This is a genomic window from Gibbsiella greigii (assembly GCF_039540155.1).
GTDB lineage: Bacteria > Pseudomonadota > Gammaproteobacteria > Enterobacterales > Enterobacteriaceae > Gibbsiella > Gibbsiella quercinecans.
The window spans coordinates 422,696-446,718 of the sequence record NZ_BAABEM010000022.1 but is presented as its reverse complement, the minus strand read 5'-3'; the positions used below and the strand labels follow the sequence as shown (position 1 = coordinate 446,718).

The following is a 24,023-nucleotide window of genomic DNA, read 5'->3' as shown; positions in this document are numbered from 1 at the left end:
AAACTTACTTAACCCTCCGGCGGCAGAAGCCGCCCGGATGGCAAACTGCCCACTGGCTCACACTTTACATCTGGCAATCCATGAAAGAAAAGGCGGCGGTGCTGATCGGTAACGTTGGCGTGAGTGACACGGTGTTGTTGCGCGCGCTGATGGATGGCCGCCTCTTCAGCGGTATGCTGCCTTTTGAACTACCGTCGTCGATGGAAAGCGTGCGTGAGCAACATTCCGCTGCACCACACGACAGTGACAAACCGCTTTACCCGACCGGATTTGGGCTACTTTACGCTTGGGTTTGATTATATTCCGGTGGCGTGGCGCGCCGCTGGAATATGGCAGAAGGGGGATTAACAATATATTGCGGGCCACGGCGGGAAAATAACGGCCGCGGCCGCTGACTTCTCTGATGCTTAACGGCTGGTCTGGTGGCCGATAATGCCGCCCAACGCCGCGCCGCCAAGCGTACCCAGTGCGCTACCGTGGGTTAGAACGGCGCCACCGACGGCACCCACCCCGGCACCAATCGCCGTATTACGATCGCGGTTAGACATACTTCCGCACGCAGTCACAGAAAGCGTTGCCAAAATCAAAACGGTTACGCCAGCAGCACGTTTAATGTTCATAGGTATTCCTTGGTAACAATTCTTGTTAATAAAAAACCAAAGGTAACAATTTAAAGCATCGTTAAATGTTGGGATGAATGTATTCCGTCGCAGGGAAATAAAACAGGGAAATATTCTTAATTTAATGGATTAGTGGACGAATGATAAAACGATGTGTCGGCTATCGCGATTTATGGCGTTATCTGAAGATAAATAAAAAACAGGTGGCGTGGCTATTACCCATAACCTGGCAATAGCCACGTGTTTTAGTAGCTTTCGCCAAAGCCGAAAGAACCGTCCTGCAGGCAAATCTCTGCCGCGAACTGTGCGCCTTTTTGCAAACTTGCCGCAATGGCGTTGCTCTGGCAGAAGGCTAACAGGAAGGCGGTAATGAAGGCGTCGCCGGCGCCCAGCGTATCACGCGGCACCACTTGCAAGGCTGGTTGTTCAAACAACTTGGCGCCGTCAAACAGCCATGCGCCCTGTGCGCCACGGGTGGCGATCGCATAGCGGCAGCCCGCGCCGACCGCCGCTTCCAGCAATTGCTTGCATGCCGCTGGTTCAAGATCGGCGCAGGAAAAGAAGGCGAAATCGAGCCACTGGCACAGCGGCAGCGCCGTCTCTGGGTTAAAGTCGTCCGAAAAATCATAGGACAACAGGCCCGGCAGGGCGTGCAGTGCAGGCAACAGCGGGTCAAGATAGCTGTAGCAACTGGTATGGATCAGGGAAAAACCGCGCAGATAGTCCGTATCGTCAAGCACGAAATCCATCGGGGTGGTTTTCCGGATGCCGCCCTGGTTGGAGCCGATGAAAATACGTTCCCCTTGTTCAACCGTCAGGCTTGCACAGCCGTTTGGCCCAGCCACCTGGCGGCAACGCGAAATGTCGACATGATGTGCCGCCAACGCCCGTTGCACCTGCTGGCCCGCGGCGTCGTCGCCGAACAGGCCCAGATAGGCCGCCTGCGCCTGCAGCAGCTTCGCGTAGACGCTGAAGTTAAGCGCGTTGCCCCCGGGGTAGCGGATGCGCAGATGGGCGTATTGATCGACGACGTTATCGCCTATTCCTATCACTTTCATTACATAATCTCACGGGGTTATGCCACCGTGCAGGCACGGCGGCAAGGCAGGTCAGTAAGGGACTTTGCCCATATAGCGGCGCGTTTCCAGCGAGTGCTGCCGAATCGCGGCCAGCGCGGCGCGGTATTCGCAGATAACGCGGTAAAACAGCACTGGGTTAAAGAATTCCTGCACGCTGGCAGGCAGTGCGTCCAACCCAAGTTCTTGAGCATCAATGATCTCAACCTTTTCGGCATACTGCGCCAGAAAATCGCTAACCCGCTGATCCAGCGCGCGGGTGCGGCCGGCGTTCATCAACAGAATATGCGGCGTCTGCGCATCAGTCACTTCAAACGGGCCGTGGAAAAACTCACCGCTGTGAATAGCGGCGGCATGCAGGCGCTGCATTTCCATCAGCGAACAGATCGCCGCGCCATACGCCATGCCGAATGAGGCACCGCTGGAGAGAATGTAAAACAGCGATTCACGTTGGTAACGCTCGGCAAAGGCGGCACAGCGCGGCTGCACCTGGCGGCAGGCGGCGGCAATCACCGGCTCCAATTGCGCAAGCGCCTGCTGGAAGTCTGCATAATGCGTATAGCCTTCCGTTTGCTGCAACAGCTCAACGCACAGCCCCAGCATCAGCGTCGCCGGGTTTTCCTGGGCGTCTGCGTGGTCACCCCACGTGTAGAGCATATTGTGATCGGCATGTTCGGCAAGCTGCGAATGCGGGTTATGCGTCAGCGTGACGGTTTGCGCGCCGCGTTGCTGCGCCAGCGCGGCGGCGGCCACCGATTCCGGCGTATTGCCGCCGTGTGAACACACGATCGCCAGCGAATGGGCGCCCAGCGCTTTGGGTGGCACGTGCACGAATTCATTTGCCGTCATGATGCTGCTGTACAACGTGGCCGATTCGCTGTCCAGGAAGTATTTGGCCGGGTACATATCAACCAACGAACCGCCGCAGGCAATCAGGTAAACGTGCTGTATTTTGCCCTGGCATGCCTGTACCACGGATTCAATGATTTTTCTGGTGTTCATAACTTACCTTTGATTGATCACAATAAAAAATGGCGGCATCAGTTGCCGTAAATATCAAAATTGAAATAGCGTTTGGCGATCTGGTCGTAAGTGCCGTCGCTGTGCAACTTGGCGATCGCCTGGTTAAGCGCCGCCAGTAATTCCGGGTTGTCTTTGCGTAGGCCAATGCCAGTGCCGGGGCCAAAGATGTCCGGATCGTTCACGCGTTGTTTCACCTGGATAAAGTCTTGGCCTTCGGGTTTATCCAGCAATGAAAGCGCCTGCACGGTGGCGTCATCCAGCACGGCGTCCACGCGGCCGACGATCAGATCGGCGTAGGCGGCGCTGGCGTCCGGGTAGGGAACAATATTCACCCCGTGCGCCTGCCAATATTTTTTCGCGTAGGTTTCAAACACCGAACCGCTTTGCACGCCGACGGTTTTACCGCGCAGGGCGTTAACATCCGGGGTCAGCCCGCTGTTTTTCTTCACGACGATATAAGCCGGCGTGTTGAACAGCTTGTCACTGAAAGCGATCGATTTTTTCCGTTCATCGGTAATCGACATCGAAGAAAGAATGGCGTCAAACTTGCGCGCCTGCAGCGCGGGAATTAGCCCGTCAAAACTGCTTTCCACCCAAACGCACTTCACCTTAAGCTCGGCGCAGATCGCGTTGCCGAGTTCGATATCAAAACCCGCCAGCTTGCCCTGCGGGGTTTTATATTCGAAAGGTGGGTAGGTTGCGTCGGTGCCGAAACGGATCTGCTGCAACGGCGGCGCGGCGAATGCGGCGTGGCTGGCGGCAAGCGCCAGTACCAGCGCCGCGGGTGACAGAAACCTCATCTTGCCCATACTTCCCCCTGGTGATGTTAAAAATACCAAAAAATAGACCACGAAATAAATCTAGCCTGATATTTAAACTTTTGGCAATGATTTTTGCGGATAATTAGACCAAAATGGTGATATAAGGATTGAGCGTTTTCTTGTGGTCTGGTATTTGCAGCGCTTATGTTCGCCGGGTAAGACAATGAAGAGTAGATAAAAAGCCATGTTATGGTTTATTTTTGACAATATCACGATGGGTATTAACGGGTGAAATTAGACCATGAATGAATTAGCTGGCACATCGCGCCGCCCGCGTAAATCCTACCTGGTGGCGAAAGAAGCCCTGAAGGGGATGCTACACTCGGCGGAATACAGCGCCGGCGATCAAATTCCGCCGGAGCGCGAGCTGGTGCAATTGTTGGGCGTCAGCCGTATGACGTTGCGGAAAATGATTGCCGAATTTGTTCAGGACGGTGTGTTGGAAAGGCGCGGTAACCAGGGCACTTACCTGGCGCACAGTGCGATAGAGCGGCCATTGACACAGCCGATACAGCAGGGGATCAGCAAAATCGTCGAGCTGAATGCCGCCACGCCCAGCAGCCGCCTGATCCTGTTCCATGAAGCCAATGCCAGCCAGCGCATCGCCCAGCGCCTGCAGATCGCAGAGGGTGAACCGATCGTGATGATTAAGCGGTTGCGCCTGGCGGATGGCAAGCCGTTCTGCCTGGAAACCAGCTTTTTGCCGCGCAGCAAAGTGCCCACGCTGCAGGCCGGCGATCTGCAGCAGGGGGAATCGCTGTATCAGCTACTGCGCGAGCGCTATCAGTTGCACGGCGAGGCGGACGAAGGGCTGATCAGCGTGGCGGCGATGACGGAAGATGAGCAGCAACTGCTGGAAGCGCCGGCCGGTAGCGCGGCGCTGGTTTACCGCGGTGTGATTTTTGACGCAAGCCAGCGGCCGCTGGAATACCTGGTTTCGGTTAACCATCCGGATCGCGTTTCTTTCAAAATCGGCTATTCGATCAACCACGGTATGCGTTAGGCCGGCGGATGAAAACTCCTGTCGGTAGGTGGCAAAATGCCCTAAGATAATTGTGGATTGGGGCATTCCTCTGATAACAGATAAAAAGAGAGCCTAGCATTATGGAAATCAAGGACTACTACGCCATTCTGGGCGTTAAACCCGCGGATGACATCAAGGCGATCAAAACCGCTTACCGCAGGCTGGCAAGGAAATACCATCCCGATGTCAGCACCGAACCCGATGCCGAGGCCCGGTTCAAGGAAATCGCTGAAGCCTATGAAGTGCTGAAAGACAGCGAACGCCGTGCCGAATACGACGAAATCCTCAAACACCGCAACGATCCCAACTTTGGCCGCGCTACCAACCATCAGCAGCAGGAACACGCCTACAGCGGCAACGCCGAAGACTTTTCCGACTTTTTCTCCTCTATGTTCGGCGGCCACGCCCGCAGTCAGCAGCACCGCCAGGCGCATGCGATGCGTGGGCAAGATGTCGAAATGCCGGTGGCGATGTTCCTGGAAGAGACGCTCAGCGAACAGCAGCGCACCATTCGCTATCAACTGCCGGTGTATAACGCCTTTGGCCTGGTAGAGCAGGAAACCACCAAAACCCTGAATGTGAAAATCCCGGCTGGTGTGGGCGACGGCGAACGTATCCGCCTTAAAGGGCAGGGCTCGCCCGGCATCGGCGGCGGGGCGAACGGCGATCTCTATCTGGTTATCCAAATCGCACCGCACCCGTTGTTCGACGTGGTTGGGCACAATCTGGAAATCGTACTGCCGCTGGCGCCATGGGAAGCGGCGCTGGGGCGCAAAGTCTCGGTGCCCACCCTGAAAGACAATATCCTGCTGACCATTCCTGCCGGTAGCCAGGCCGGGCAGCGCCTGCGGGTGAAGGGCAAAGGGCTGGCCGGTAAAAAAACCACCGGCGATTTGTTTGCGGTCATCAAAATTGTGATGCCGCCGAAGCCAGACGAGAAAAGCGCGGCGCTGTGGAAACAGCTGGCCGAAGAGCAACAAGGCTTCGATCCGCGCAAAGAATGGAGTAAAGCATAATGACAACGCTACATGTCACCTTTACCGTAAGTGAGTTTTGCCTGCATACCGGTGTGACGGAGGACGAACTGGCCGAAGTGGTCGGCCTGGGTGTGATTGAACCCTGCAATACCGAGGCGGATAATTGGTTGTTTGATGAACAGGCGCTGTTCTATTTCAACCGTGCCTACCGCCTGCACCGGGAGCTGGCGATCGACTGGCCCGGCATCGCGGTTACGCTGGGGTTGTTGGACGATATCGCACAGTTGCGTAAAGAGAATGAACAATTGCGCCGTAAGTTGGAAAGGTTCACCGGCGGTTTTTAAACGCCTTGCTTCAGTCAGTTGCCCTTGGCCCCTCTTGGGGGCCAAGGTGGCAGCGGAACGTTCAAACACTCATGCATTGCCTTGCGCGCGGCTCAAGGGCGGCGGCGCCGTTTTGGGCGTGATTTTGCAATGGTAGTCGCAGTATTGCAGCAGCGTATGCTGGTGGCTGATCACAATCACGATCGCCTCCGGCAAAGCACGTTTTATCATCTGCAACAGTTCCCCTGCGCTTTCTTCGTCCAGGTTGCTGGTGGCTTCATCCAGGCACAGCAGCGCCGGTTGGTTCAGCAGTGCGCGGGCCAGCGACAGCCGCTGTTGTTCGCCGCCCGACAAAATATCTCCCCAGTTCTTTTTCTCCGCCAGCGCCGGGATCAAATAGGGTAACCCCACATCTTGCAGCGCCTGCTTAAGCTGCGGCGTGCTGAATGCGATCACGCGCGGATAGCTTAGCACCGATGCCAGGGTGTCTTCCGGCAGGTAAGCCTTCTGCGGAATAAACAGCTGCCTGCCGCGTGGGAGTTGCCATGTGCCGGTGATCTCCTTTTGTAGGCCGGCCAGCCCCCGCTGCATTGACGATTTGCCAATGCCGCTGGCGCCGCTGATCATCAGCCAGTCGCCAGGGGAAAGGCATTGATTCACTGGGTTAAACAGCGGGGCGCCGAGCTGGTTACAAGGGGAGAAGTGTTGGAAAAAAAACAGGCTGCCGTCGCGCGCATAGTTCACCGCCGTGGGCAGATTGCGCATACTCTGCTGGAAGCGCCAAAGGCGATCCACAGTGGCGGACCAGGCGGCAAGCTGGCGGTAAGAATCGATAAACCAACCAAACGCATCAAGCACATAGCTAAATGCGCCGCGCACCTGCATGATGGTTCCCAGCGTAATCTGCCGGCTGATATACAACGGCAGCACGGCGAACAGCGGTAGCATCAGGCTCAGGCGAAAGTAGCTGGTGATGAAGCTTTCCAGTTTGAATTCACGCAGCATCAGGCTCCGCCAGTTGCTGACGATCCCGGAGAAAAAACCATGCGCGCGCCGCAATTCGGCGCGTTCGCCGTGGTAAATCGCCACTTGTTCTGAATGTTCGCGAATGCGCAATAGGCTGGCGCGGTAGTCCGCTTCGGCCCGTTGTTTTTCACCGTTGAGATCGTGCAGCGGGCGGCCAATCCGGTGCGCCAGAAAACTGCTGATAAAGGCGTAAATCAGCGCGATCCACACCAGGTAGCCGTGAAGGACGATATCCATGCCCATGAAGGTAAAGCGCTGTTCACCGGAGAGCTGCCACAGTATGAAGATAAAGGAAAATAGCCCGGTGACGTTTTTTAACAGTGAGAGGAACAGCTCCAGGCTTTGTTCGATCAGCAGACGAATATCTTCGGCAATACGCTGATCCGGGTTATCCGGCCCGTTGCTGCGCCCAAGGTGGTAGTGGGTATGCCGCCGCAGCCATTCGGTCTCATAGCGCAGCGTCATTTTTTGGCGCCAGTGGATAATCAGCGCCTTGCGGCACCAGTTGCTGCTGACCACCAGTAAAACAAACAGCAGCGTATAGCCGGCGTATTGATAGCCTAACTGCCAGGGAGAGGCATGTTGGAAATACTCCGCCAGCGCATCGTAAAACGCCCGGCTCCAGTTGGTGTACTGAACGCTGACCCAGACAATCCCCAGCGTGGCGCCGACGGTGCCGGCCAGCAGTAGCCAGGAATACCATTCGCGCGGGTGGTTCCAATAGGGCTTAATCAGAAGAAAAAAACGTTTGAGAATTAACATAATAAGTAGCCGCACCCACAGGGTGCGGCTTGGGTTCCTTTGCGCCCGATCAGTACGTCCACTTCACATTGAATACCACATTGCGTGGCTCGCCGTAGAAGTTGTAGCCATTGATGCTGCGGTTGTTCAACGTGAGGTAATAGGTCTTATCGGTCAGGTTATTGCCCGTCAGGCTCAAGCTGAGGTTTTTACTGTAGTGATACGTCACGTTGGCGTTGTACAACGTGTAGCCGCCCTGATGAATGTTATACACGGTGTCGGTATCGGTCTGCGCCGTCATCCCGGCGCCGATGGTCCACTGATTCAGTTGGCCCGGCAGGGTATAGCTGCTGTACAGTTTGAACATATGCTGCGGCGTATAGGGGCTGTATTTTTCCCCCTTCGAACCGTCGTCATCGTCTTCCAGCCGTTTGGTATTGGTCAGCGTATAGCCGGCGTAAAGTTGCCAGCCGTCGGTCAGTTTGCCCGACATTTCCACTTCCACACCCTGGCTTTGTATTTTCCCTTGCGCACTGTAACAGTCATCGCTGGTCGGGCAGTCGGTGTCTGCAACCGGGAGGTTGGCCTGGATAATACGGTACAGCGCCACCGAAGCATTCAGGTCGCCATCAAAAAAGGCGCCTTTGATCCCGGTTTCATAATTTTTCCCAGTTACCGCCGGCAATAAGGCGTTGTTGCGATCGGGGTAGTCCTGCGGTTTGTAGATATCGCTGTAGCTGAGATACCAGGTGTAATTATCAGCAAAGTCCCACAGCAGGCCGGCGTAAGGGATCAGCTTATCGCGCACTTTATAGCTGTTGGCATGGTTGGTGACGCCCGTAGCACGGTTGGTGTTGTACATGTCGTAGCTGTAGGCACTGTAGCGGCTGCCGAGGATCAGCTTCCAGTTATCGGCCAGCTCAAAACGGGTGGTGGCGAACAGTGCACGCTGATAGACACGGTACTGATAGCGGCGGGTGTAATCCGGCCAGTCGGGTTCGGCCAGCGCATTGGGCTGCCAGCCATAGATATCCACCGCGTCGCGGTTAGCCACCGTGCCAAACAGATTATCGAAGTTCTCTTTTTGGTAATCCCCGCCGAACACCAGCTCATGGCTGCGCCCCAGCCAGTCAAACGGGCCGCTTAAGGTCAGGTTATAGCCCCATTGGTCGGATTGGTTATCACGCTGGATAGCATTATAGAGTGTCGGCGTAGTGCTGCCATAAACCCCAATCGCCTTGCTAACCGCCGTGCCGCGCGTGTAGTTCAACGCGCTTTTCAGCGCCCAGTCGTTGTCGAAGTTGTGTTCAAACTCAATGAAGGGATTGATTTTCTCAAACGTGATGCGGTTCCAACTGGCGCCCAGGAAGGTGGAGCGCGGCAGTTTGAGATCGCTATAGTCGCTGGCCATCGGCACGCCGTACAGATTGGGCACGGTGTGGGTTTTTTGCCAGTTAACGCCGGTGGTGACGGTGGTATCCGGCGTGATATCCCAGGCCAGAGTACCGTACAGCACCTGGCGATCGCTGTCGACGTAGTCAACGAAACTCTGTTTATCCTGATAAACGCCAACGAAGCGGCCGCGCACTGTGGCATCGTCGTTCAATGGGCCGGAGACATCCACCGTGCTGCGGTAGTTATCCCAGCGGCCGGCGCTGACATCGGCGGTGGCACGGAAATCGTAGGTGGGTTTTTTGCGCACCAGGTTCACGGTGCCGCCGGGTTCGCCATTGCCCTGCGTCAGGCCAGAGGCGCCGCGCAGCACTTCCAGGTGATCGTAAATCGCCAGATCGGGCGATTCGCTGGAGGATTCTGAGTAGCCCATGCCGGAGACGCTGTTCTGGAACGATGAGTTAACCCCGTCTTCCTTGACGTTATCCATGCTGAACCCACGCGATTGGAACTTCACCTGATACGAGCTTTGGTTGACGACATTGATTCCGGTGGTTTGGCTCATGGCATCATCAAGCGAAGTCATATTCTGATCGTTCATGCGTTGGCGGCTTACCACGCTGACCGACTGGGGTGTTTCGCGCGGTGACAGCGCCAGGCCCGTCGCCGTAGACATCTGTTTAGTGGTGTAAGAGGCGGTGTCTTCAGTGGTGGCGCCGTAATCCGATGCGGCCGTTACCAGCAAATTCTCTTCGCCGCCGGTGCGGGCCAAGAGATAACTGCCATCGGGCTGGCGCAGGGCCGTGAGCCTTTTCCCGGCCAGCAGGGCTTGCAGGCCGGCATCAACGCTGTATCGCCCCTCAAGCGCGGAACCATTAACGCCCTGGGCCTGGGTTGCGTCAGCCAGGCGGATGCCGGCCTGGCGGGCAAACTGCGCAAGCTGCACGGAAAGCGGCCCGGCCGGGATCTGGTACTGTTTAGCCTGCGCCATTTCGGCGGCATACACAGGTTGGATCCCTGAAGTCACGGTACCGGTCAGCAGCAGTAAATGGATGGCGGTTGCCAGAGGCAGGCGGCGTAATGGGTGGACGTGCGGCGTTGTCGATTGTACTGACATAATTTTCCTGAAAACGAAGTATTGAAATCGCGTTGTTATTCACGCCTTATGCCGCACAACAGAGCACCGTCCGCGTGCAGTTACGGCAAAAATGGCCTTGGCGCCATCCCGGCGGTCCAATATTGCGCGGGCATTCAGCCGGTGGCGGGCGAGGGCGACGTCGTAGGTCAAATTCACCGCATCAGACACCAAGCTGAACCGTTATAGCTAAAATTTTAGCTTCAGCCGTGATCGCTGTTCTAGAACGATACATATATGCTTTTTAGCGCTAAAAAATAATGGATTTATACCGTGCAAGCCTTTTTGGCGTGATGTTTATCACAAAAAATTGTATGGAAGTGTATATTTACATGAGAATGGTTTTCATCTCAAACAAAATGTTGTAGCGATACTCGCTGACGCGTCCATTTGTGTCGAATGCCAGCCCTGTATTACGGCGGCCAGGATAAGAAATGACATATTTTAACTTAATGATTGATAAGTGATTTATTATCTTATTAGTTTAAATAAAAAGCTAAACCGTTACAGCTTGGGTGTGACACAAATTTTTTTATCCAAAAGTGCTTGAAGCCGAGTTGCGAGGAAAAATACCGGTGCAGGGCAGGCGCGATGAACCACGTCTTTACCGCCACGAAAATGCCCGTAATAACGCAGCGATAAACCACTGGTATTGTGTGGGCTGAAACCTTTCAGTAAAACGATTCAAAAAAACACGCAAGGTTGCCGAAAACCGTGTAAAACTTGATGCAGATCATGATTCAATCGCGTGGGTTTTGCTTTGATAAACCTTGTTCGTTATGTGAGCAGAATCACATAAGGCGCTGTCCAGTTTGAGTCTGGGAATTTCAATGTCGCGGTGCTGTTCGGCTACATCCTGTTGGGGGCGAGTTATGTCTATAGTGCGTACATGTTTAAGTCTTTTTGGCGGCGATACGGTGATCGTGCGCTGTTCTGATAGTTTTCGTATCTCGATGATTAATGAACCGCAAAACGACGGCATTAATAAACAGGCAAGCTCCGCGAACGTTATTAGCACTCGGGCGGACGGCGAGGTATATCTTAACGTGCCGTACACCGGCGTATGGAATTTTGTGATCGACGCAGAAAGCAGCGCGCCGGAGCACTCTATCCGTTACCTACCGGCCTAGGCCCTGTTTGCCGGCTTCCTGCGAAGCCGGTTTCCTGGCGCCGCTTGCCATGCCCCTTGCATGGTTTACTCCTCGCCTCAAGCGGCGCCGGCACAATCCCTGTTTTCCCCACGCGCAGCTAAATCAAATTGTACCGTTTGTCATGCACCAGTTTCTCCGGCAGCGGGAAATCATCGTTCATCTCTTTCATATTGCGTTCAATGGTGTTGCAAATGGCATTGAGCGGCAAATCATTCGGCGCCGTGCCGAAAGGATCTTCCAGCTCTTCGGCCAGCGCTTCCAGAGAAAGAAAGGTATAAGAGATAAATACCGAAACCAGCGGCGTCATGTAGTGCAAATCCTCGACCAGCGCAAAGGGCAACAGGGTGCAAAACAGGTATACCGTGCGGTGCAGGATCAGGCTATAGGCAAACGGGATCGGCGTATTTGAGATGCGCTCGCAGCCGCCCAACACCTTAGAAAGCGCGTTTAGATTGTGATCGATCCCCGTGTACAGCATATCGGAGATGTTGCCTTGTTGGCGTTGCTCACCCAGCCAGACGCCCATGCACAGCAGCAGGCGGTTGGCGGGGAAAGGGCTGCGCAGCACCTCATCGGCAAAACGGGCGGGCACCAGCCGGGCCAAGTCTGCCCGATCGTCCGTATGGCGCAGTTGATGGTTCAGGCTCCAACTGAACGCCGTCAGCAAAGCGGCGAAGGTTTCGGCCTCTTGCGGCTTGTGCAACAGCACGCTTTTGATTTGCCGCAACAGTGAACGTTGGGTGATCAACAATCCCCCCCATAACTGGCGCGCTTCGATAAAGCGGGCGTAGCTGGTGCTATTACGGAACCCCAGGAAGATGGCGATGGCCACCCCAAGCAGGCTGAACGGGGCGGTGGTCAGGCGGATGCCCAGTGTTTCATACCACTGGTAGCCGATAACGGCGAATACCGACATCAGCAGGTTGAGGCTAAGGCGAAAAAGGATTTTGGACAACACGGAACCATACCAGTCGAACAAACGTAGGAACCAGTGCTGTGGCGGGCGAACAATCATGATGACCTGTACAAGCGATATGTTAAGAAAAGGTGTTTTTCAGGCCTGAGGTAGTGGGAATGTGTTGCCACGGGGTTACGTCTCGGTTGTTTTATTATTGCAGGCGGCACAAGTATAACCCTAATGGCGCAGCGCGCAAGCCATTGCACGGGGCATGCGGCAAGCCGCGAATGCCCCGTGCGTTGCCACCGGCCTTTAGCGCAGGGCCATACAGGCGCGGGTGATACGCTCGCACGCTTCCTGCAGGCGCGCATCATCAATGGCGTATGCGATACGCAGGTAGGGGGCGGCGCCAAACGCCGAGCCTTGTAACAGCGCCACGTGCCCGGCGTGCAGCAAATAGTTGGCCACGTCCACGTCGTTTTCAAGGACGGCGCCTTCCGGTGTGCGCTTGCCGAGCAAACCGGCGCAGTTGGCGAACAGATAAAATGCCCCGGGCGGCGGTGCCACGCTCAGGCCGGGAATGGCGTTAATGCAGGCCATGATTTTACTGCGGCGATCGGCCAGGATTTGCAGCCAGTCGGCGATGAACCCGCGTTCCTGGCGCAAAGCGGCCACGGCCGCCGCCTGTGAAACCGAACTGGGGTTGGAGGTGCTTTGTGATTGCAGCACCTGCATCGCTGAAATCAACCAGGCCGGGCCGCCGGCAAAGCCCAGCCGCCAGCCAGTCATCGAATAGCCTTTCGACATACCGTTCACCGTCAGAATGCGTTCGCGCAAGCGCGGCTCAACCTGCGCCAGGGTGGCAAACGCCGCCGGCGCGTGGCAGATATGTTCATAAATATCGTCGGCGATGATCAGTACCTGTGGCGCATCAAGCAGCACCGCCGCCAGCGCCTTCAGCTCTTGTGCGCTGTACACCGCGCCGGTGGGGTTATTGGGCGAATTCAAAATCAGCCAGCGGGTTTGCGGGGTAATGGCCGCCGCCAGTGCGGCGGGTTGCAGCTTCCAACCGCTTTCTTCGCTGCAGGGGATGATATCGCTTTCGCCTTCCGCCAGCGCCACCATATCCGGGTAGGAAACCCAATACGGGGCGGGGATCATCACCCGATCGCCGGCGGCCACCGTCGCCAACAGCGCATTATAGATAAGCTGTTTCGCACCGCTGCCGGCGATCACTTCCTGCGGTTGATAGCTAAGCTGGTTATCGCGTTTAAACTTATCGATGATCGCCTGCTTAAGCGCGGCCGTGCCGGAAACGGCGGTATATTTTGTTTCACCCTGAACGATAGCGGCGATGCCGGCCTGTTTGATATGCGCGGGCGTATCAAAATCCAGCTCGCCTTCGCCCAGGTTGATCACATCGACACCGGCGGCGCAGAGTTCGCGCACTTTATCGGATATCGCGCCGGTTGGTGAAGGGCGCACGCGCCGTAGCCGCGGCGCAAGAAATTCAGCAGACATCTTTTCCCCTTTCTGATGCTTAATCTGGATTGTATTATATGATACATATAAACCAATTTTAAATTATCATAGCGATAATGCTTTTGCTCATGGTTTCTGCCATTGATGACGGCATCATTATCTGTCTACGCCGGCTATCGGCTGTTCTCATCCCCACGGGAGCGTTCCATGTCGTTGATTTTTGTTGCACATAACACGCCGGCGCCGGCGTTATACGGCGCCATGGCGGCGATCTTGTCCAACGCGCTGCGGTTACCGATGGCGCACCTGCCGGTAACATGGAACCTGGCCCACTACGCGGACGCCTGCCAACATGTCACCGCCGGCGGCACGCTGGTCACCAGCGGGTTGGTGTGGTACGAACGCCTGACTGGACAAACGCTGGCGGCGCCCATCACACCGGCTACGCTGCTCGGCCAGCGGCAGGACAGGGTGGTGCCGCTCGGGCCCAGCCAGCTTGCGTATTTTCCTGCGTTGGCACGGCGGCTGCAGCGCAGCGGCGTGGATTATGAGCTGGTGCATATCGAGCAACAACACGGCAGCTTGGGTTTCAGCCGCCTGCTTGCGGGCCACTGGCGGCAAGACCGGTTCGGCCGCCTCCGACAGGGCGACGATACCGGCGTGCCGGGGGCGGCACTGCGGATCGCCCTGATCGGCCGCCGGCAGGATCAGCAGGATGCCTACCCGGCCACATTGGCCGCGTTGGGGGATGCCGCCGATGCCCTGGGGTTGCCGTTGGAGGTGGTTTGCCTCGCACCGCAGGAGATCGCCGATCAGGCCGGCGCGCAAGCGCGTTTGGCCGGGTTCAGCGGCATGCTGTTGCCGGGCGGCTCCGCCATGGCTAATGTGCCGGGGCAAATCCAGGCGGCACACTATACGCTGGCGCATGCCATTCCCACGCTGGGGCTGTGTCTGGGCATGCAAACCATGGCGACCGCGGTGGCGCAACAGATGTTGGGCAGCACCCAGGCCAATCTGGCGGAGGCCGATCCGGCGGCGGCCATCAAAACCTTCACGCCGCTGCATGACGCTGCCGGGCTACCGTTGCACCGCCTGGGCGCCCAATCCCTGTACTGCCGGCCCGGCAGCCTGATGCATGGGTTATTGGGCGAGCGTTACAGCGTGCGTTACAACCACCGTTATCAGTTGAACCCGCTCTTAAAGGCGGACCTGGAACAACAGGGCCTGTGCATCAGCGCCACCGATGCCAGCGGCGCAGTGGCCGATGGCATTGAGTTTACCCGCCATCCGTTTTTCCTTGGCGTGCAGGGGCACCCGGAATTGTCGTCTCGCGTGGGGCAAGCACACCCACTGCTGATGGCGTTTTTACGGGCTGCCGACCGCCAACGCTAAGCTGCTTGGGGTGCGCCGGATTAGCCACCGGCGCAAGAGGTTATCGTGACAATGTCACGCCGCTGCGTTGATCCGCCGCCAAACGTTGCAGTTCGGCCGCGGCTTGTTCAATCACCTCCGGCCCCAGATCCAGCAGTGGGGCACGCACGTGGTGGCCGTCGAAGCCGCGCAGATTCATCACCGCCTTCACCCACTGCGGCTGGCCGTGGCGGCGCGCCAACGCGCGGTACGGGTACCACAGCGCATGCAGTTCACGGGCGGTGTTGGCATCGCCTTGTTCCAGCGCGCGGTAGCTGGCCAGAATCAACTCCGGTAGCGCACAGCTGTTGGTGGTGCTGATACCGTCAAAATTGCACATCATTGGCCCAAGGAAAGCCAGATCCGAAGCGCAGAACAGGCGCAGGCGCCCGGCCAGCCGGTTGGCGATTTGGTCGATGGCGGTAGGGTTCAAATCCCCCTGTTTGATGCCCACCACGCCGCTAATATCCGCGAGCTGCTCCAGCACCATCGGCGGCAGCGTAATGCCAATACCCGGCGCGTTATAGACCAGAATGCCGGTGCGGGAAAGCGGCGCCATTTGTTTGAAAAAACTGACGATCTGCGCATCGGTCACTTCCGAGACGAACGGCGGCGTCACCATCGGCAGGCCGCCCAGTTCGCCGGCCAACTGCGTGAGATCGCGCACGGTGCGCGCGTCGGAACCGGCGCTGCACAGCATCACCGGCACCCGATCGCCGACCACATCCATCACCTTGCGAAACAGGACGGCGCGTTCATCGGCGGTCATCGCCGGGAACTCACCGTAGGTGCCGCCAATCAGAATACCGTCATAGCCCAATCCGATAACGCGTTCGATGTTGCGCGCCAGCCCGTCAAAATCAAACTCGCCGCTGGCGGTGAACGGCGTCACGGTGATGTTGAAAATACCGCGCAGGCGCGCTTTGCTTTCACTGATGTCTTTCATACAGCCATTTTCCTTAAAGAAAGATAAAAAGAGCGCGGGGGAGCCGGGTCAAGTGGCCCGTACGCCTGGCTTCCCCCGCTGCCGGGTTAACGCAGGTAAAGCGGGCGATCTACCGTCCCCAGAATACGGTAGCCGGTTTCCGTCACCACAACGCTCTCGCTGACGCCCACGGTGAATTCGCCGTAGATCCGCAGCGCCGGCGGAATATGGAACGTCATGCCCGGCTGCAGCTCGGTGGTGATGCCGCTGTAGAGGCTAAGGATCGCGCCTTCGCCCCAGTCGGGCGCGAAGGACACGCCAATCGAGTAGCCAGTGCGCTTTTTGAAGTTATCGGTATAGCCGGCGCGGTCGATCACGCGTTGGCAGGCAAGATGCGGATCTTCACAGGTGGCGCCGGGGCGAATGGCGTCAAGCGCCGCCTGCAGAGCTTCCTGGCAGACTTTTTCCATCTCCAGCGCGATGGCCGGCGGTTTGCCCAGCCAGGCGGAGCGCATCATTGCGGCGTGGTAGCGATCGTGCGCGGCGGCCATTTCCAGGAAAATCGGGTCTCCATCGAGCATCTTGCGGCGGCGCCAGGTGCCATGTGGAACGCCGGTGCGCGGGCCGGTGGAAACCAGCGGCTCCATGCCCATGTATTCCGAGCCGGCGGCGATCGCTGCACCCATCATGGCGGCCACCAGATCGTTTTCCGTGGCGCCGGCCCTGATGGCCTCACGCCCGGCCAGCATGCCGGCATCGACATAGCGCGCGGCATAGGCCAGTTTTTCCAGCTCGGCGGGGGATTTCACCGCCCGCAGTTGCTCAACCACCCCGGCGCCATCGTGCAGCGTGCCCAGCTCAGCCTGCAAGGTTTCATAGACTGCAATCGGCAGGAACCAGCCGCGCTTGTCGATGCCGATGCGGCGATCGGCCCAGCCGCGCGTTTTGAGCACGTTGAGCAGAAAGCCCACCGGATTATCGCCATCGGTATAAATCGCCGCGTCGCGGATAAAGGTATTGGCGCTGAAGTTGAAGTATTCCAACTGGCGGATCACAAACACCGGATCGCCCTCGACCGGCAGCACCAGTGCCTGGAACGTGTAATAGCCCGGCGTTTGCTGGCCGGTGAGGTAAAAAATGTTTTCCGGCCCGGTAATGATCATCACGTCCAGCTCGGCCTGGGTCAGCAACTGGCGTGCTTTCTGGACACGCGTTTGGTATTCGCCGGCGCTGAACGCAGATTCCGCCCCGCGGATAATGCGGCCCAAATCCGGTAGCGCGCTGTCTGGTACATCGTTGTGTGGGTTCATGAATTAAACTCCTGAATGAATTGTGCCTGAGCCGGGTCAAAGGCAATCCCCAGCCCGGCGCCGTTTGGGCTGCTGACCAGCCCCTGGGAATAGCGCAGGCCGCTGGCCGGATCGTCAGCGGCGCCGTCGGCGCCATACAGTTCTGCGTAGGCGGGCCGGCAGGCATGCGCCACGTGCAACGCGGCCGCCGTGGCGGCGCCGCCCTCATTCATCTGGCCGATCATGAAAGGGATATTGGCCGCCTGCAGCCGCTGCGCAGCGTGCAATACCGGCGCGATGCCGCCCATTTTGACCAGTTTGAGGTGCGCCCAAACCTGCCCGCGCAGCGCGATAATCCGTTCCAGATCGCTTTCGTTGCTCATGCTTTCGTCGAGCATCAGCGGTATCGGGCTGGCGGCGGCCAGCGCGGCGTAGTGGTGCGCATCCTTGTCCGCCAACGGTTGCTCCAGATAGCTAAGTGAAAAGGGCGCCAGCGCCTGCAGCTTTGCCAGCGCTTCATCCGGGCGCCATTGGCCATTGGCGTCTGCCGACAGGCTGATGCCATCGCCAAAGCGATCGCGCAACGCGGCAATACGCTTGAGATCGTGCGTGAAGCTGCCGACGGCGATACGCAGTTTCAACTGGGTAAAGCCGCGTTCCACATAGGTGCTGGCCTGCTGCAACATCTGTTCGTCCGGCGCCCAGAACAACGTCTGGTTGGTGCAATAGCTGACCGGCAACGGGTGCTGCGCGCCAATCAACTGCGCTACGCTCAGGCCCTGCTGGCGGGCGAACAGATCGTGCAGGGCGATATCAATCAGCATGCGCGTGGGCGCCAGACAGCCGGCCAAGTGGGTTTCCAGCGTCAGCAGCAGGGTACTGGCGCTTTGGCTGAGATCGAGCCGCCGTAGGGCGCGCATCACATCGTTCAGCACCTGCTCCGGGCTATAGCCATTGAGGTAGGCGATATTGACGCGCACTTCACCCAGGCCGCAGGCACCCTCCGCCTCCAGCAGCAGGTAAAGTTCTTCGAGCGCCGTGACGCTGCCGGAGGCGGCGGTATACAGCTGCAGCGCTTGATAATGCACATTGGCGCGGTACAGAGTGGCTTTCACCGGCAACTCCTTAAGGGGTCAACATCGCCAGGGCGACATCGCGGTAGATTTTGCTGGCGGCGATAAACTCGCTGACCGGAACGAATTCGTCCGGCTTATGGGCAACCGCCAGCGCGCCGGGGCCGATCACAATCCCCTTGGTTCCCTGGCTGCGGAAATGCACCAGATCGCAGCCGCCCTGGAAGCCGAAAGGGCCGGGCTCCGGCTGGCCGTGCTTGCGGCAGGCGACCAGACCGGCCTGCACGATAGCCTCGTCCGCCGGGGTTTCCGTGGCGCCGCCGGTGGTGGGTTTAAACATGACGATGTCACTTTTAACGCCGAACTTTTCCTCAGCCAGTAGCAGCAGATCGCGCAGTTCCTGTTCCACCTGTTGTTGGTCTTCCCCCGGCACCAGGCGGCGATCGAGCAGCAGATCGCAACTGTCCGGCAGCACGTTGTCGGCATGGCCGCCGGCAATGCGGGTAACGGTCAGGCTGGCGGCGCCCACCAGCGGGTGGCAGCGGCAGCGTACCTGTTGGTTATGCGCCTGTTCGACCAGCCCCAGCAGTTGGGCGGCGCGAAAGATGGCGTTTTCCCCCAGTTCCGGCGTGCCGGAGTGGGCGGTAACGCCGTGAACCCGCACCAGTGGGCGCAGGCTGCCTTTGTGCGCGGAGTAGGTGCTGTTCGAGGTGGGCTCGCCAATCACCGCGTAATCGATTTTCGCCGGCGCTTCGCGCACGTAGAACTTGGCGCCTTCGCTGGCGACTTCTTCATCGGCAACAAAAATGCCCATCAGCGTGCCGCGCCAGCTTTCCCGATTGGCAGCCAGCATCCGCATCGCTTCCAGCATGGCCACCAGCGGCCCTTTGGCGTCACAGGCGCCACGGCCATACAGCTTGCCGTCACGTTCGGTGAGGGTAAACGGATCCTGGCTCCAGCCGTTGCCGGCGGGCACCACGTCGATATGGGTGTTAAAGGCAAAGCACGGCCCGGCGCCGTTTTCCAACCGGGCGATCACATTGGTGCGGCCTGGCGCATATTCGCTGAGCGTCAAATCAAACCCGGCGGCCGCCAGCCAGCGGTGAATACATTCTGCGGCTTCACGTTCGCGGCCGGGTGGGTTTTCGGTGTTGATCGCCACCAGGCTGGCGAGATCGCGTTTCATTCGGTCAATATCGGGCGATGGATGACTCATCGTTAACTCCTGATTCCCTTGGTGTGGCAAAAATATCAATGCAAAATCTGGCTGAGAAAGCGCTGCGCCCGCGGGCTGACGTCGCCGCCAAAAAACCTGTCGCTCGGCGCGTTTTCTATAATTTCGCCGTTTTCCATAAACACGATTTGGTTGGCCGCGCGCTTGGCGAAGCCCATCTCATGGGTGACGACGATGCTGGTCATCCCTTCGGCGCTCAGATCGGCCATCACATCGAGCACTTCGCGGATCATTTCCGGATCCAGAGCCGAAGTGGGTTCGTCAAACAGCATCAGCTTGGGTTTCATCGCCAGCGCGCGGGCGATAGCCACCCGTTGCTGCTGGCCGCCGGAAAGCTCGTCCGGAAAGGCGTCGATCTTGTCGGGGATGCGTACCTTGCCCAACAATTCCTGGGCCTGGGCGCGGGCCTGTTCGCGGCTGACGCCCAGTACGGTCATCGGCGCCAGCATTATGTTTTCGCCGGCGGTCAGGTGTGAGAACAGTTCGTAGTTCTGGAACACCATGCCGATCTCCTGGCGCAAGCGGTGCGGTGAAATACCGGAGCGCACGATGTCCTGTTCGCGAAAGAAAATGCTGCCGCCCTCAAAGGGTTCCAGCAGGTTGACACAACGCAACAGCGTGGATTTGCCGGAGCCGGAAGGGCCGATCAGCACCACGGTTTCCCCCTGGGTAATGTCCAGCGAACAGTTCTTCAATACGTGCTGGGCGCCAAAGTGCTTTTCGATGCCGATGATTTCGAGTAACGGTTTCTTGCGGGCCATGGGCATCTCCTCAATGTTGTGTGCTGCTGCGCAGCAGACGGTCGGTAAAAGACAGCCGTGTTTTTTTGCGTTTTTTAGGATCCAACGCGCGCTCCAGCCAGGCCTGGCCCAGCATGAACAGCGAAGTCAGCGCCAGATAATAAATCCCGGCTGAACACAAGGCTTCGAAGTAACGGAAGTTGGCGCTGGCGGTTTGGTTGGCGATCAGCAGCAGTTCCTGCACCGCGATCACCGAAACCAGGGCGCTGGATTTCAGCATGCTGATCATCTGGTTGCCCATCGGCGGCAGTACAATGCGCGCCGCCTGCGGCAACACGATCTTGCGCATGATTTGTCCCTGGGTCATGCCCAGCGCCATACCCGCGGTGCGTTGGCCGCTGCGCACTGCCTGCAGGCCGGAGCGCAGGATTTCCGCCATATAAGCGCCTTCATTGAGCGACAGCGCCAGCACCGCGCAGGTGAAGGCCGAAAAACGCAGGCCGAAGGTGGGCAGCACGTTGTAAACGAAAATGATCTGGAACAGCACCGGGGTGCCGCGGAACACCCACAGGTAGAAAAAGGCCAGCAGTGGGCCAGCACGGAAGCGGGCTTCCTGCAACAGGGCCAGGATCAGCCCCATGATGATGCCGAAAAACAGTGAGCACACCGTGATCAACAAGGTCATTAATGCGCCCTGAAAGAACGCAGGCGAAATCAGATATTGCCAAACAAGATCCACAGACATGAGTTTTCCTCTCTTTTCAGGGCCGAGCGTTTAAACGGTGGGTCAGAAAATGGCAACGGAATCCGGGAACTGCCATTTCTCAATCAGCGTTTTGTAAGTGCCGTCGGCAACCAACGCCTGCAGGCCGTTTTCCAGCAAGGCTTTCATTTCGCCGTCGCCCTTGCGAACGGCAAAACCAATGTGGGTGCCGGCTTCAAACTCATCGCCGACGGCTTCGAAGGTGTCGCCTTTTTCGCTGAGCAGGGCTACCGCGCCGGGGGTGGACAGGTATTCCGCATCGGCCCGTTTTTGCGCCACCGCCACGGCGGAATCGGTGGCGGCCGGGAAGGTCATCACGTTGATCGCCGGCTTGTTGGCGGCCAGGCAGTTTTGGTTGTCTGCGCGCGCCTGGCTCTCTTCGATCCCGCCGAGGGTGACGGCGATGTTCTTACCGCACAGCGATAAATCGCGGCCGGTGATTTTTTCCGGGTTGCCTTTCACCACCACCACGCGGCTGCCGATTTTCAAGTAGGGAACAAAATCCACCTGTTCCGCGCGGGTGGGGTTGATGTACATCGCCGAGTTGATGATATCCATGCGTTTGCCTTGCAGCGCTGGGATCAGGCCTTTGAACTCCATGGACAGCGGGGCTGGGGTGAGCGCCACTTTAGCCGCCAGGGCATTGATCAAATCAATATCAAACCCGGTCAGCTTGCCGTCTTTCATGTACTCAAACGGCATGAACGTGGCCGCCGTGCCGTAGGTCAGTTTGCCTTTGCTAACCAGTTGTGGTTCCGCCGCCTGTGCGTGGCTTAAGGCAAAGGCATTCAGGCAGAGCGCCGCCAACGAAGCGGCGGCATAACGGCGCAAAAACGCTTTTTTGGACATGTTGGGTTCCTCGTTCCGGTTGTTGAAATTGCTCTTTATGTATCATTAAATACAATTAATGGCGTGCGTCAAGGCTCTTCTTTGGTGCATTTTATGCACGATCTTGGGGCTTATTCTGGATTGTATTCACCCTAAAAATCACCTGTGCTATTGTACAATAATCACAATAAATACTTTTTCAGGCGCATTCTTCCATGACCCAGACAGCAACAGCCAGCGGACGGCGACTGGCGAACCAAATCCTTGACGTAATACGTGATGCAAAGTTTGAGCCAGGTCATCACCTGAGGGAGCAACAGCTTGCCGATTTGCTCGGCGTTTCACGTACGCCGGTGCGCTCGGCGCTGAAATTGCTGAGCGAGCTGGGCATTATCGAAGCCCGGCGCAATCAGGGGTTCTTCCTGGTTAAATCCTTTAATGAACTGCACCAGATCAATATTGATATTCCGGTCAGCAGCGATCAGGATTTGTATGAACAGCTGGTGCGCGATCGGATTGCCGGCAAGCTGCCGGATTCACTCACCCAGATTGAAATTGCCCAACGCTACGATGTGGATCGCAGCGTGATGGCGCGCACGCTGCTGCGCCTGTCGGAAGATGGGCTGATCGCCCGTAACAAAGGGCAGGGTTGGTCATTTTTACCGACGCTCAATACCGATGTGGCGCTGAGCAACGGCTACGGCTTTCGCCTGATGATTGAGCCGGCCGCGTTGCTTTCACCGGCGTTTCGGGTGGAGCGCAGTGCGCTCAAGCGCCTGCGTTTACAGCATATCTATTTGATTTCCCACCCGGATATTTTGGCCGTCGACGGCCGGCAGATCTTCGACACCGATGCCAGCTTCCATGAGATGCTGGCCGAGTTCAGCGGCAATATCTTTGTGCTGCAGGCGATCCAACAACAAAACCGCCTGCGGCGATTGCTGGAGTTTGGCAGCTACACCAACAAGCAGCGGGTGCGCGAATGGTGCGAGGAGCATGTGGCCATCATCGACGCCGTGCTGGATAAACGCATGGACGCGGCGGCGGAAATGATGCGCAGCCATTTACAGTCCGCTTACCAGATGGTGTTGAACAAGGTGGGCAAGGCCAGTCAATAAAACGGCCGCACCCAAATGCCGCTCATTTTTCCGCCTGTTGCAGCGATTCTATCACCGCGCTGACTTTTTGAATCGCCAACTGCGCGGCACGCGATAGTTGCCGGCGCGGGGCGACGCACAGCGCCAGCGTTAACGGGCGAACCGGCGGCCCTTGTAAAGGGACAAACGCCAGTGCGCCGGTTTCCACTTCGGTGAAGACGTCCAGCACGCTGAGCACCGCAATCCCCGCGCCGGCGCGGATCAGGGATTTCATCATGCGGATATCATTGCAGGTCATGCTGGCTGCCGGCGTCATATTGTGGCGTTTATACAACAGCGCGGTGCGATCGTGCACGATCAGCGGCGCGGCCGGCATCAGGTGGCGGTATTCGCCCAGTTGACCGATGGAAAGCCGGGGCTGATCGGCCAACGGGTGCGCCGGCGGCATCACCACGCCGATCGGCATTTCAGAAAACGCACGCACTTCCAGGCCGGTGCTTTCGATCGGATCGAGCAAAATACCGAAGTCGACGTCGGCATTGGCCACCTGCTCGCCGATCACCTGGCTGTCGTGGATGCCGATATCGAAGGTAAACCACGGGTATTCCTGGGCGATGGCCGCCAGGGCCTCCACCACCGGCCCTTCGTTCAGCGCGGCAATCAGCCCAATGCTGACGTGGCCGCGCTTCAACCCTTGCAGTTCATCAAAGCGTTCCCGCGTGCGGCGGTACTCCTTGTTCCAGCGCAAAATATCATCGTAAAGCAGTTCGCCCGCGGTGGTCAGGCGCAGGCCGGAGGGCAGGCGTTCGAACAGCAGGGTTTCCATCATCTCTTCAGCCAGCAGGATCTGGCGGTTAATCGCCGAGGCGGAAACATGCAGCACTTCCGCCGCTTTGCGCAAGCTGCCGGTGCGAGCGACGGCCAAAAAATAGTGTGAAAAACGTGAAAATGGATCCATAGGTTAATGCCCTGTAC

Annotated in this window: 23 protein-coding genes; 7 read left to right on the top strand and 16 right to left on the bottom strand. The window is 57.8% G+C overall.

What is annotated here, in order from left to right:
- Window positions 1–80: 80 nt before the first annotated feature.
- Window positions 81–296: a hypothetical protein gene (locus AC559G_RS17970; RefSeq protein ID WP_498913604.1), complete on the top strand. Its 216-nt coding sequence runs from the start codon at window positions 81–83 to the stop codon at window positions 294–296.
- Between the two features lie 111 nt (window positions 297–407).
- On the opposite strand, the gene AC559G_RS17965 is transcribed toward AC559G_RS17970, so the two are convergent.
- The 4 genes from AC559G_RS17965 to AC559G_RS17950 all read right to left on the bottom strand — a co-directional run bounded on the left by AC559G_RS17965 (window position 408) and on the right by AC559G_RS17950 (window position 3,528).
- Window positions 408–620, bottom strand: coding sequence for a YMGG-like glycine zipper-containing protein (locus tag AC559G_RS17965; RefSeq protein WP_095848732.1), 213 nt, complete (start codon window positions 618–620; stop codon window positions 408–410).
- 245 nt (window positions 621–865) lie between these two features.
- Window positions 866–1,678 carry a carbohydrate kinase family protein gene (locus AC559G_RS17960; RefSeq protein ID WP_498913602.1) on the bottom strand — a complete coding sequence of 271 codons (813 nt, stop codon included), beginning with the start codon at window positions 1,676–1,678 and terminating at the stop codon, window positions 866–868.
- 51 nt (window positions 1,679–1,729) lie between these two features.
- A complete protein-coding gene (locus AC559G_RS17955; protein ID WP_498913601.1) occupies window positions 1,730–2,698 on the bottom strand; it encodes an SIS domain-containing protein in 969 nt (322 codons plus the stop codon).
- 38 nt (window positions 2,699–2,736) lie between these two features.
- Window positions 2,737–3,528 carry an ABC transporter substrate-binding protein gene (locus tag AC559G_RS17950; protein WP_498913599.1) on the bottom strand — a complete coding sequence of 264 codons (792 nt, stop codon included), beginning with the start codon at window positions 3,526–3,528 and terminating at the stop codon, window positions 2,737–2,739.
- 253 nt (window positions 3,529–3,781) lie between these two features.
- Between AC559G_RS17950 and AC559G_RS17945 the strand changes: the two genes are divergently transcribed.
- From AC559G_RS17945 to cbpM, 3 genes are all read left to right on the top strand, one after another.
- Window positions 3,782–4,543 carry a GntR family transcriptional regulator gene (locus tag AC559G_RS17945; RefSeq protein WP_498913597.1) on the top strand — a complete coding sequence of 254 codons (762 nt, stop codon included), beginning with the start codon at window positions 3,782–3,784 and terminating at the stop codon, window positions 4,541–4,543.
- Between the two features lie 101 nt (window positions 4,544–4,644).
- Window positions 4,645–5,580, top strand: a complete 936-nt coding sequence (cbpA, locus tag AC559G_RS17940; protein WP_498913596.1) for a curved DNA-binding protein — start codon at window positions 4,645–4,647, stop codon at window positions 5,578–5,580.
- A complete protein-coding gene (gene cbpM, locus AC559G_RS17935; protein WP_498913594.1) occupies window positions 5,580–5,885 on the top strand; it encodes a chaperone modulator CbpM in 306 nt (101 codons plus the stop codon). The genes cbpA and cbpM overlap by 1 nt, the downstream gene beginning before the upstream one ends.
- Before the next feature lie 69 nt (window positions 5,886–5,954).
- Here the strand turns inward: cbpM and AC559G_RS17930 are convergent, their stop codons facing one another.
- Window positions 5,955–7,652, bottom strand: a complete 1,698-nt coding sequence (locus AC559G_RS17930) for an ABC transporter ATP-binding protein/permease (RefSeq protein ID WP_498913592.1) — start codon at window positions 7,650–7,652, stop codon at window positions 5,955–5,957.
- Window positions 7,653–7,701: 49 nt separating this feature from the next.
- Window positions 7,702–10,140 carry a TonB-dependent siderophore receptor gene (locus tag AC559G_RS17925; RefSeq protein ID WP_498913591.1) on the bottom strand — a complete coding sequence of 813 codons (2,439 nt, stop codon included), beginning with the start codon at window positions 10,138–10,140 and terminating at the stop codon, window positions 7,702–7,704.
- A gap of 890 nt (window positions 10,141–11,030) precedes the next feature.
- Here AC559G_RS17925 and AC559G_RS17920 point away from each other — a divergent pair.
- On the top strand, window positions 11,031–11,288 hold the full coding sequence (locus AC559G_RS17920; RefSeq protein WP_095848722.1) for a hypothetical protein: 258 nt from the start codon (window positions 11,031–11,033) through the stop codon (window positions 11,286–11,288).
- Window positions 11,289–11,406: 118 nt separating this feature from the next.
- Here the strand turns inward: AC559G_RS17920 and AC559G_RS17915 are convergent, their stop codons facing one another.
- Complete coding sequence (locus AC559G_RS17915) at window positions 11,407–12,324, bottom strand: bestrophin family protein (RefSeq protein ID WP_498913589.1); 918 nt, start codon at window positions 12,322–12,324, stop codon at window positions 11,407–11,409.
- Window positions 12,325–12,519: 195 nt separating this feature from the next.
- On the bottom strand, window positions 12,520–13,728 hold the full coding sequence (locus AC559G_RS17910; protein ID WP_498913587.1) for an aminotransferase class I/II-fold pyridoxal phosphate-dependent enzyme: 1,209 nt from the start codon (window positions 13,726–13,728) through the stop codon (window positions 12,520–12,522).
- A gap of 168 nt (window positions 13,729–13,896) precedes the next feature.
- Here AC559G_RS17910 and AC559G_RS17905 point away from each other — a divergent pair, with 168 nt between their 5' ends.
- Window positions 13,897–15,081: a type 1 glutamine amidotransferase family protein gene (locus AC559G_RS17905; protein WP_498913585.1), complete on the top strand. Its 1,185-nt coding sequence runs from the start codon at window positions 13,897–13,899 to the stop codon at window positions 15,079–15,081.
- 40 nt (window positions 15,082–15,121) lie between these two features.
- Here AC559G_RS17905 and AC559G_RS17900 read toward each other — a convergent pair whose 3' ends face one another.
- From AC559G_RS17900 to AC559G_RS17870, 7 genes are all read right to left on the bottom strand, one after another.
- Window positions 15,122–16,045 carry a dihydrodipicolinate synthase family protein gene (locus AC559G_RS17900; RefSeq protein WP_498913584.1) on the bottom strand — a complete coding sequence of 308 codons (924 nt, stop codon included), beginning with the start codon at window positions 16,043–16,045 and terminating at the stop codon, window positions 15,122–15,124.
- An 86-nt stretch (window positions 16,046–16,131) separates the two neighbouring features.
- Window positions 16,132–17,334 carry a M24 family metallopeptidase gene (locus AC559G_RS17895; RefSeq protein WP_498913583.1) on the bottom strand — a complete coding sequence of 401 codons (1,203 nt, stop codon included), beginning with the start codon at window positions 17,332–17,334 and terminating at the stop codon, window positions 16,132–16,134.
- A complete protein-coding gene (locus AC559G_RS17890) occupies window positions 17,331–18,428 on the bottom strand; it encodes a mandelate racemase/muconate lactonizing enzyme family protein (RefSeq protein ID WP_498913581.1) in 1,098 nt (365 codons plus the stop codon). Before AC559G_RS17890 ends, AC559G_RS17895 begins: the two co-directional genes overlap by 4 nt.
- 10 nt (window positions 18,429–18,438) lie before the next feature.
- Window positions 18,439–19,602, bottom strand: coding sequence for a M20 family metallopeptidase (locus tag AC559G_RS17885; protein WP_498913580.1), 1,164 nt, complete (start codon window positions 19,600–19,602; stop codon window positions 18,439–18,441).
- Window positions 19,603–19,637: 35 nt separating this feature from the next.
- The gene (locus tag AC559G_RS17880) at window positions 19,638–20,381 is read right to left on the bottom strand and encodes an amino acid ABC transporter ATP-binding protein (protein ID WP_498913578.1); all 744 of its coding nucleotides are present in this window, start codon (window positions 20,379–20,381) and stop codon (window positions 19,638–19,640) included.
- Window positions 20,382–20,391: 10 nt separating this feature from the next.
- Entirely contained in the window at window positions 20,392–21,105 is a 714-nt protein-coding gene (locus AC559G_RS17875; protein ID WP_498913577.1) for an amino acid ABC transporter permease, read from the bottom strand.
- A gap of 42 nt (window positions 21,106–21,147) precedes the next feature.
- Entirely contained in the window at window positions 21,148–21,972 is an 825-nt protein-coding gene (locus AC559G_RS17870) for an ABC transporter substrate-binding protein (RefSeq protein WP_498913575.1), read from the bottom strand.
- A 194-nt stretch (window positions 21,973–22,166) separates the two neighbouring features.
- On the opposite strand from AC559G_RS17870, the gene AC559G_RS17865 reads away from it, so the two are divergent.
- Window positions 22,167–23,069 carry a GntR family transcriptional regulator gene (locus AC559G_RS17865; protein WP_498913573.1) on the top strand — a complete coding sequence of 301 codons (903 nt, stop codon included), beginning with the start codon at window positions 22,167–22,169 and terminating at the stop codon, window positions 23,067–23,069.
- 22 nt (window positions 23,070–23,091) lie between these two features.
- Here the strand turns inward: AC559G_RS17865 and AC559G_RS17860 are convergent, their stop codons facing one another.
- Window positions 23,092–24,006 (bottom strand): LysR family transcriptional regulator, encoded by a 915-nt coding sequence (locus tag AC559G_RS17860; protein WP_498913571.1) that lies wholly within the window; start codon window positions 24,004–24,006, stop codon window positions 23,092–23,094.
- Window positions 24,007–24,023 lie beyond the last annotated feature (17 nt).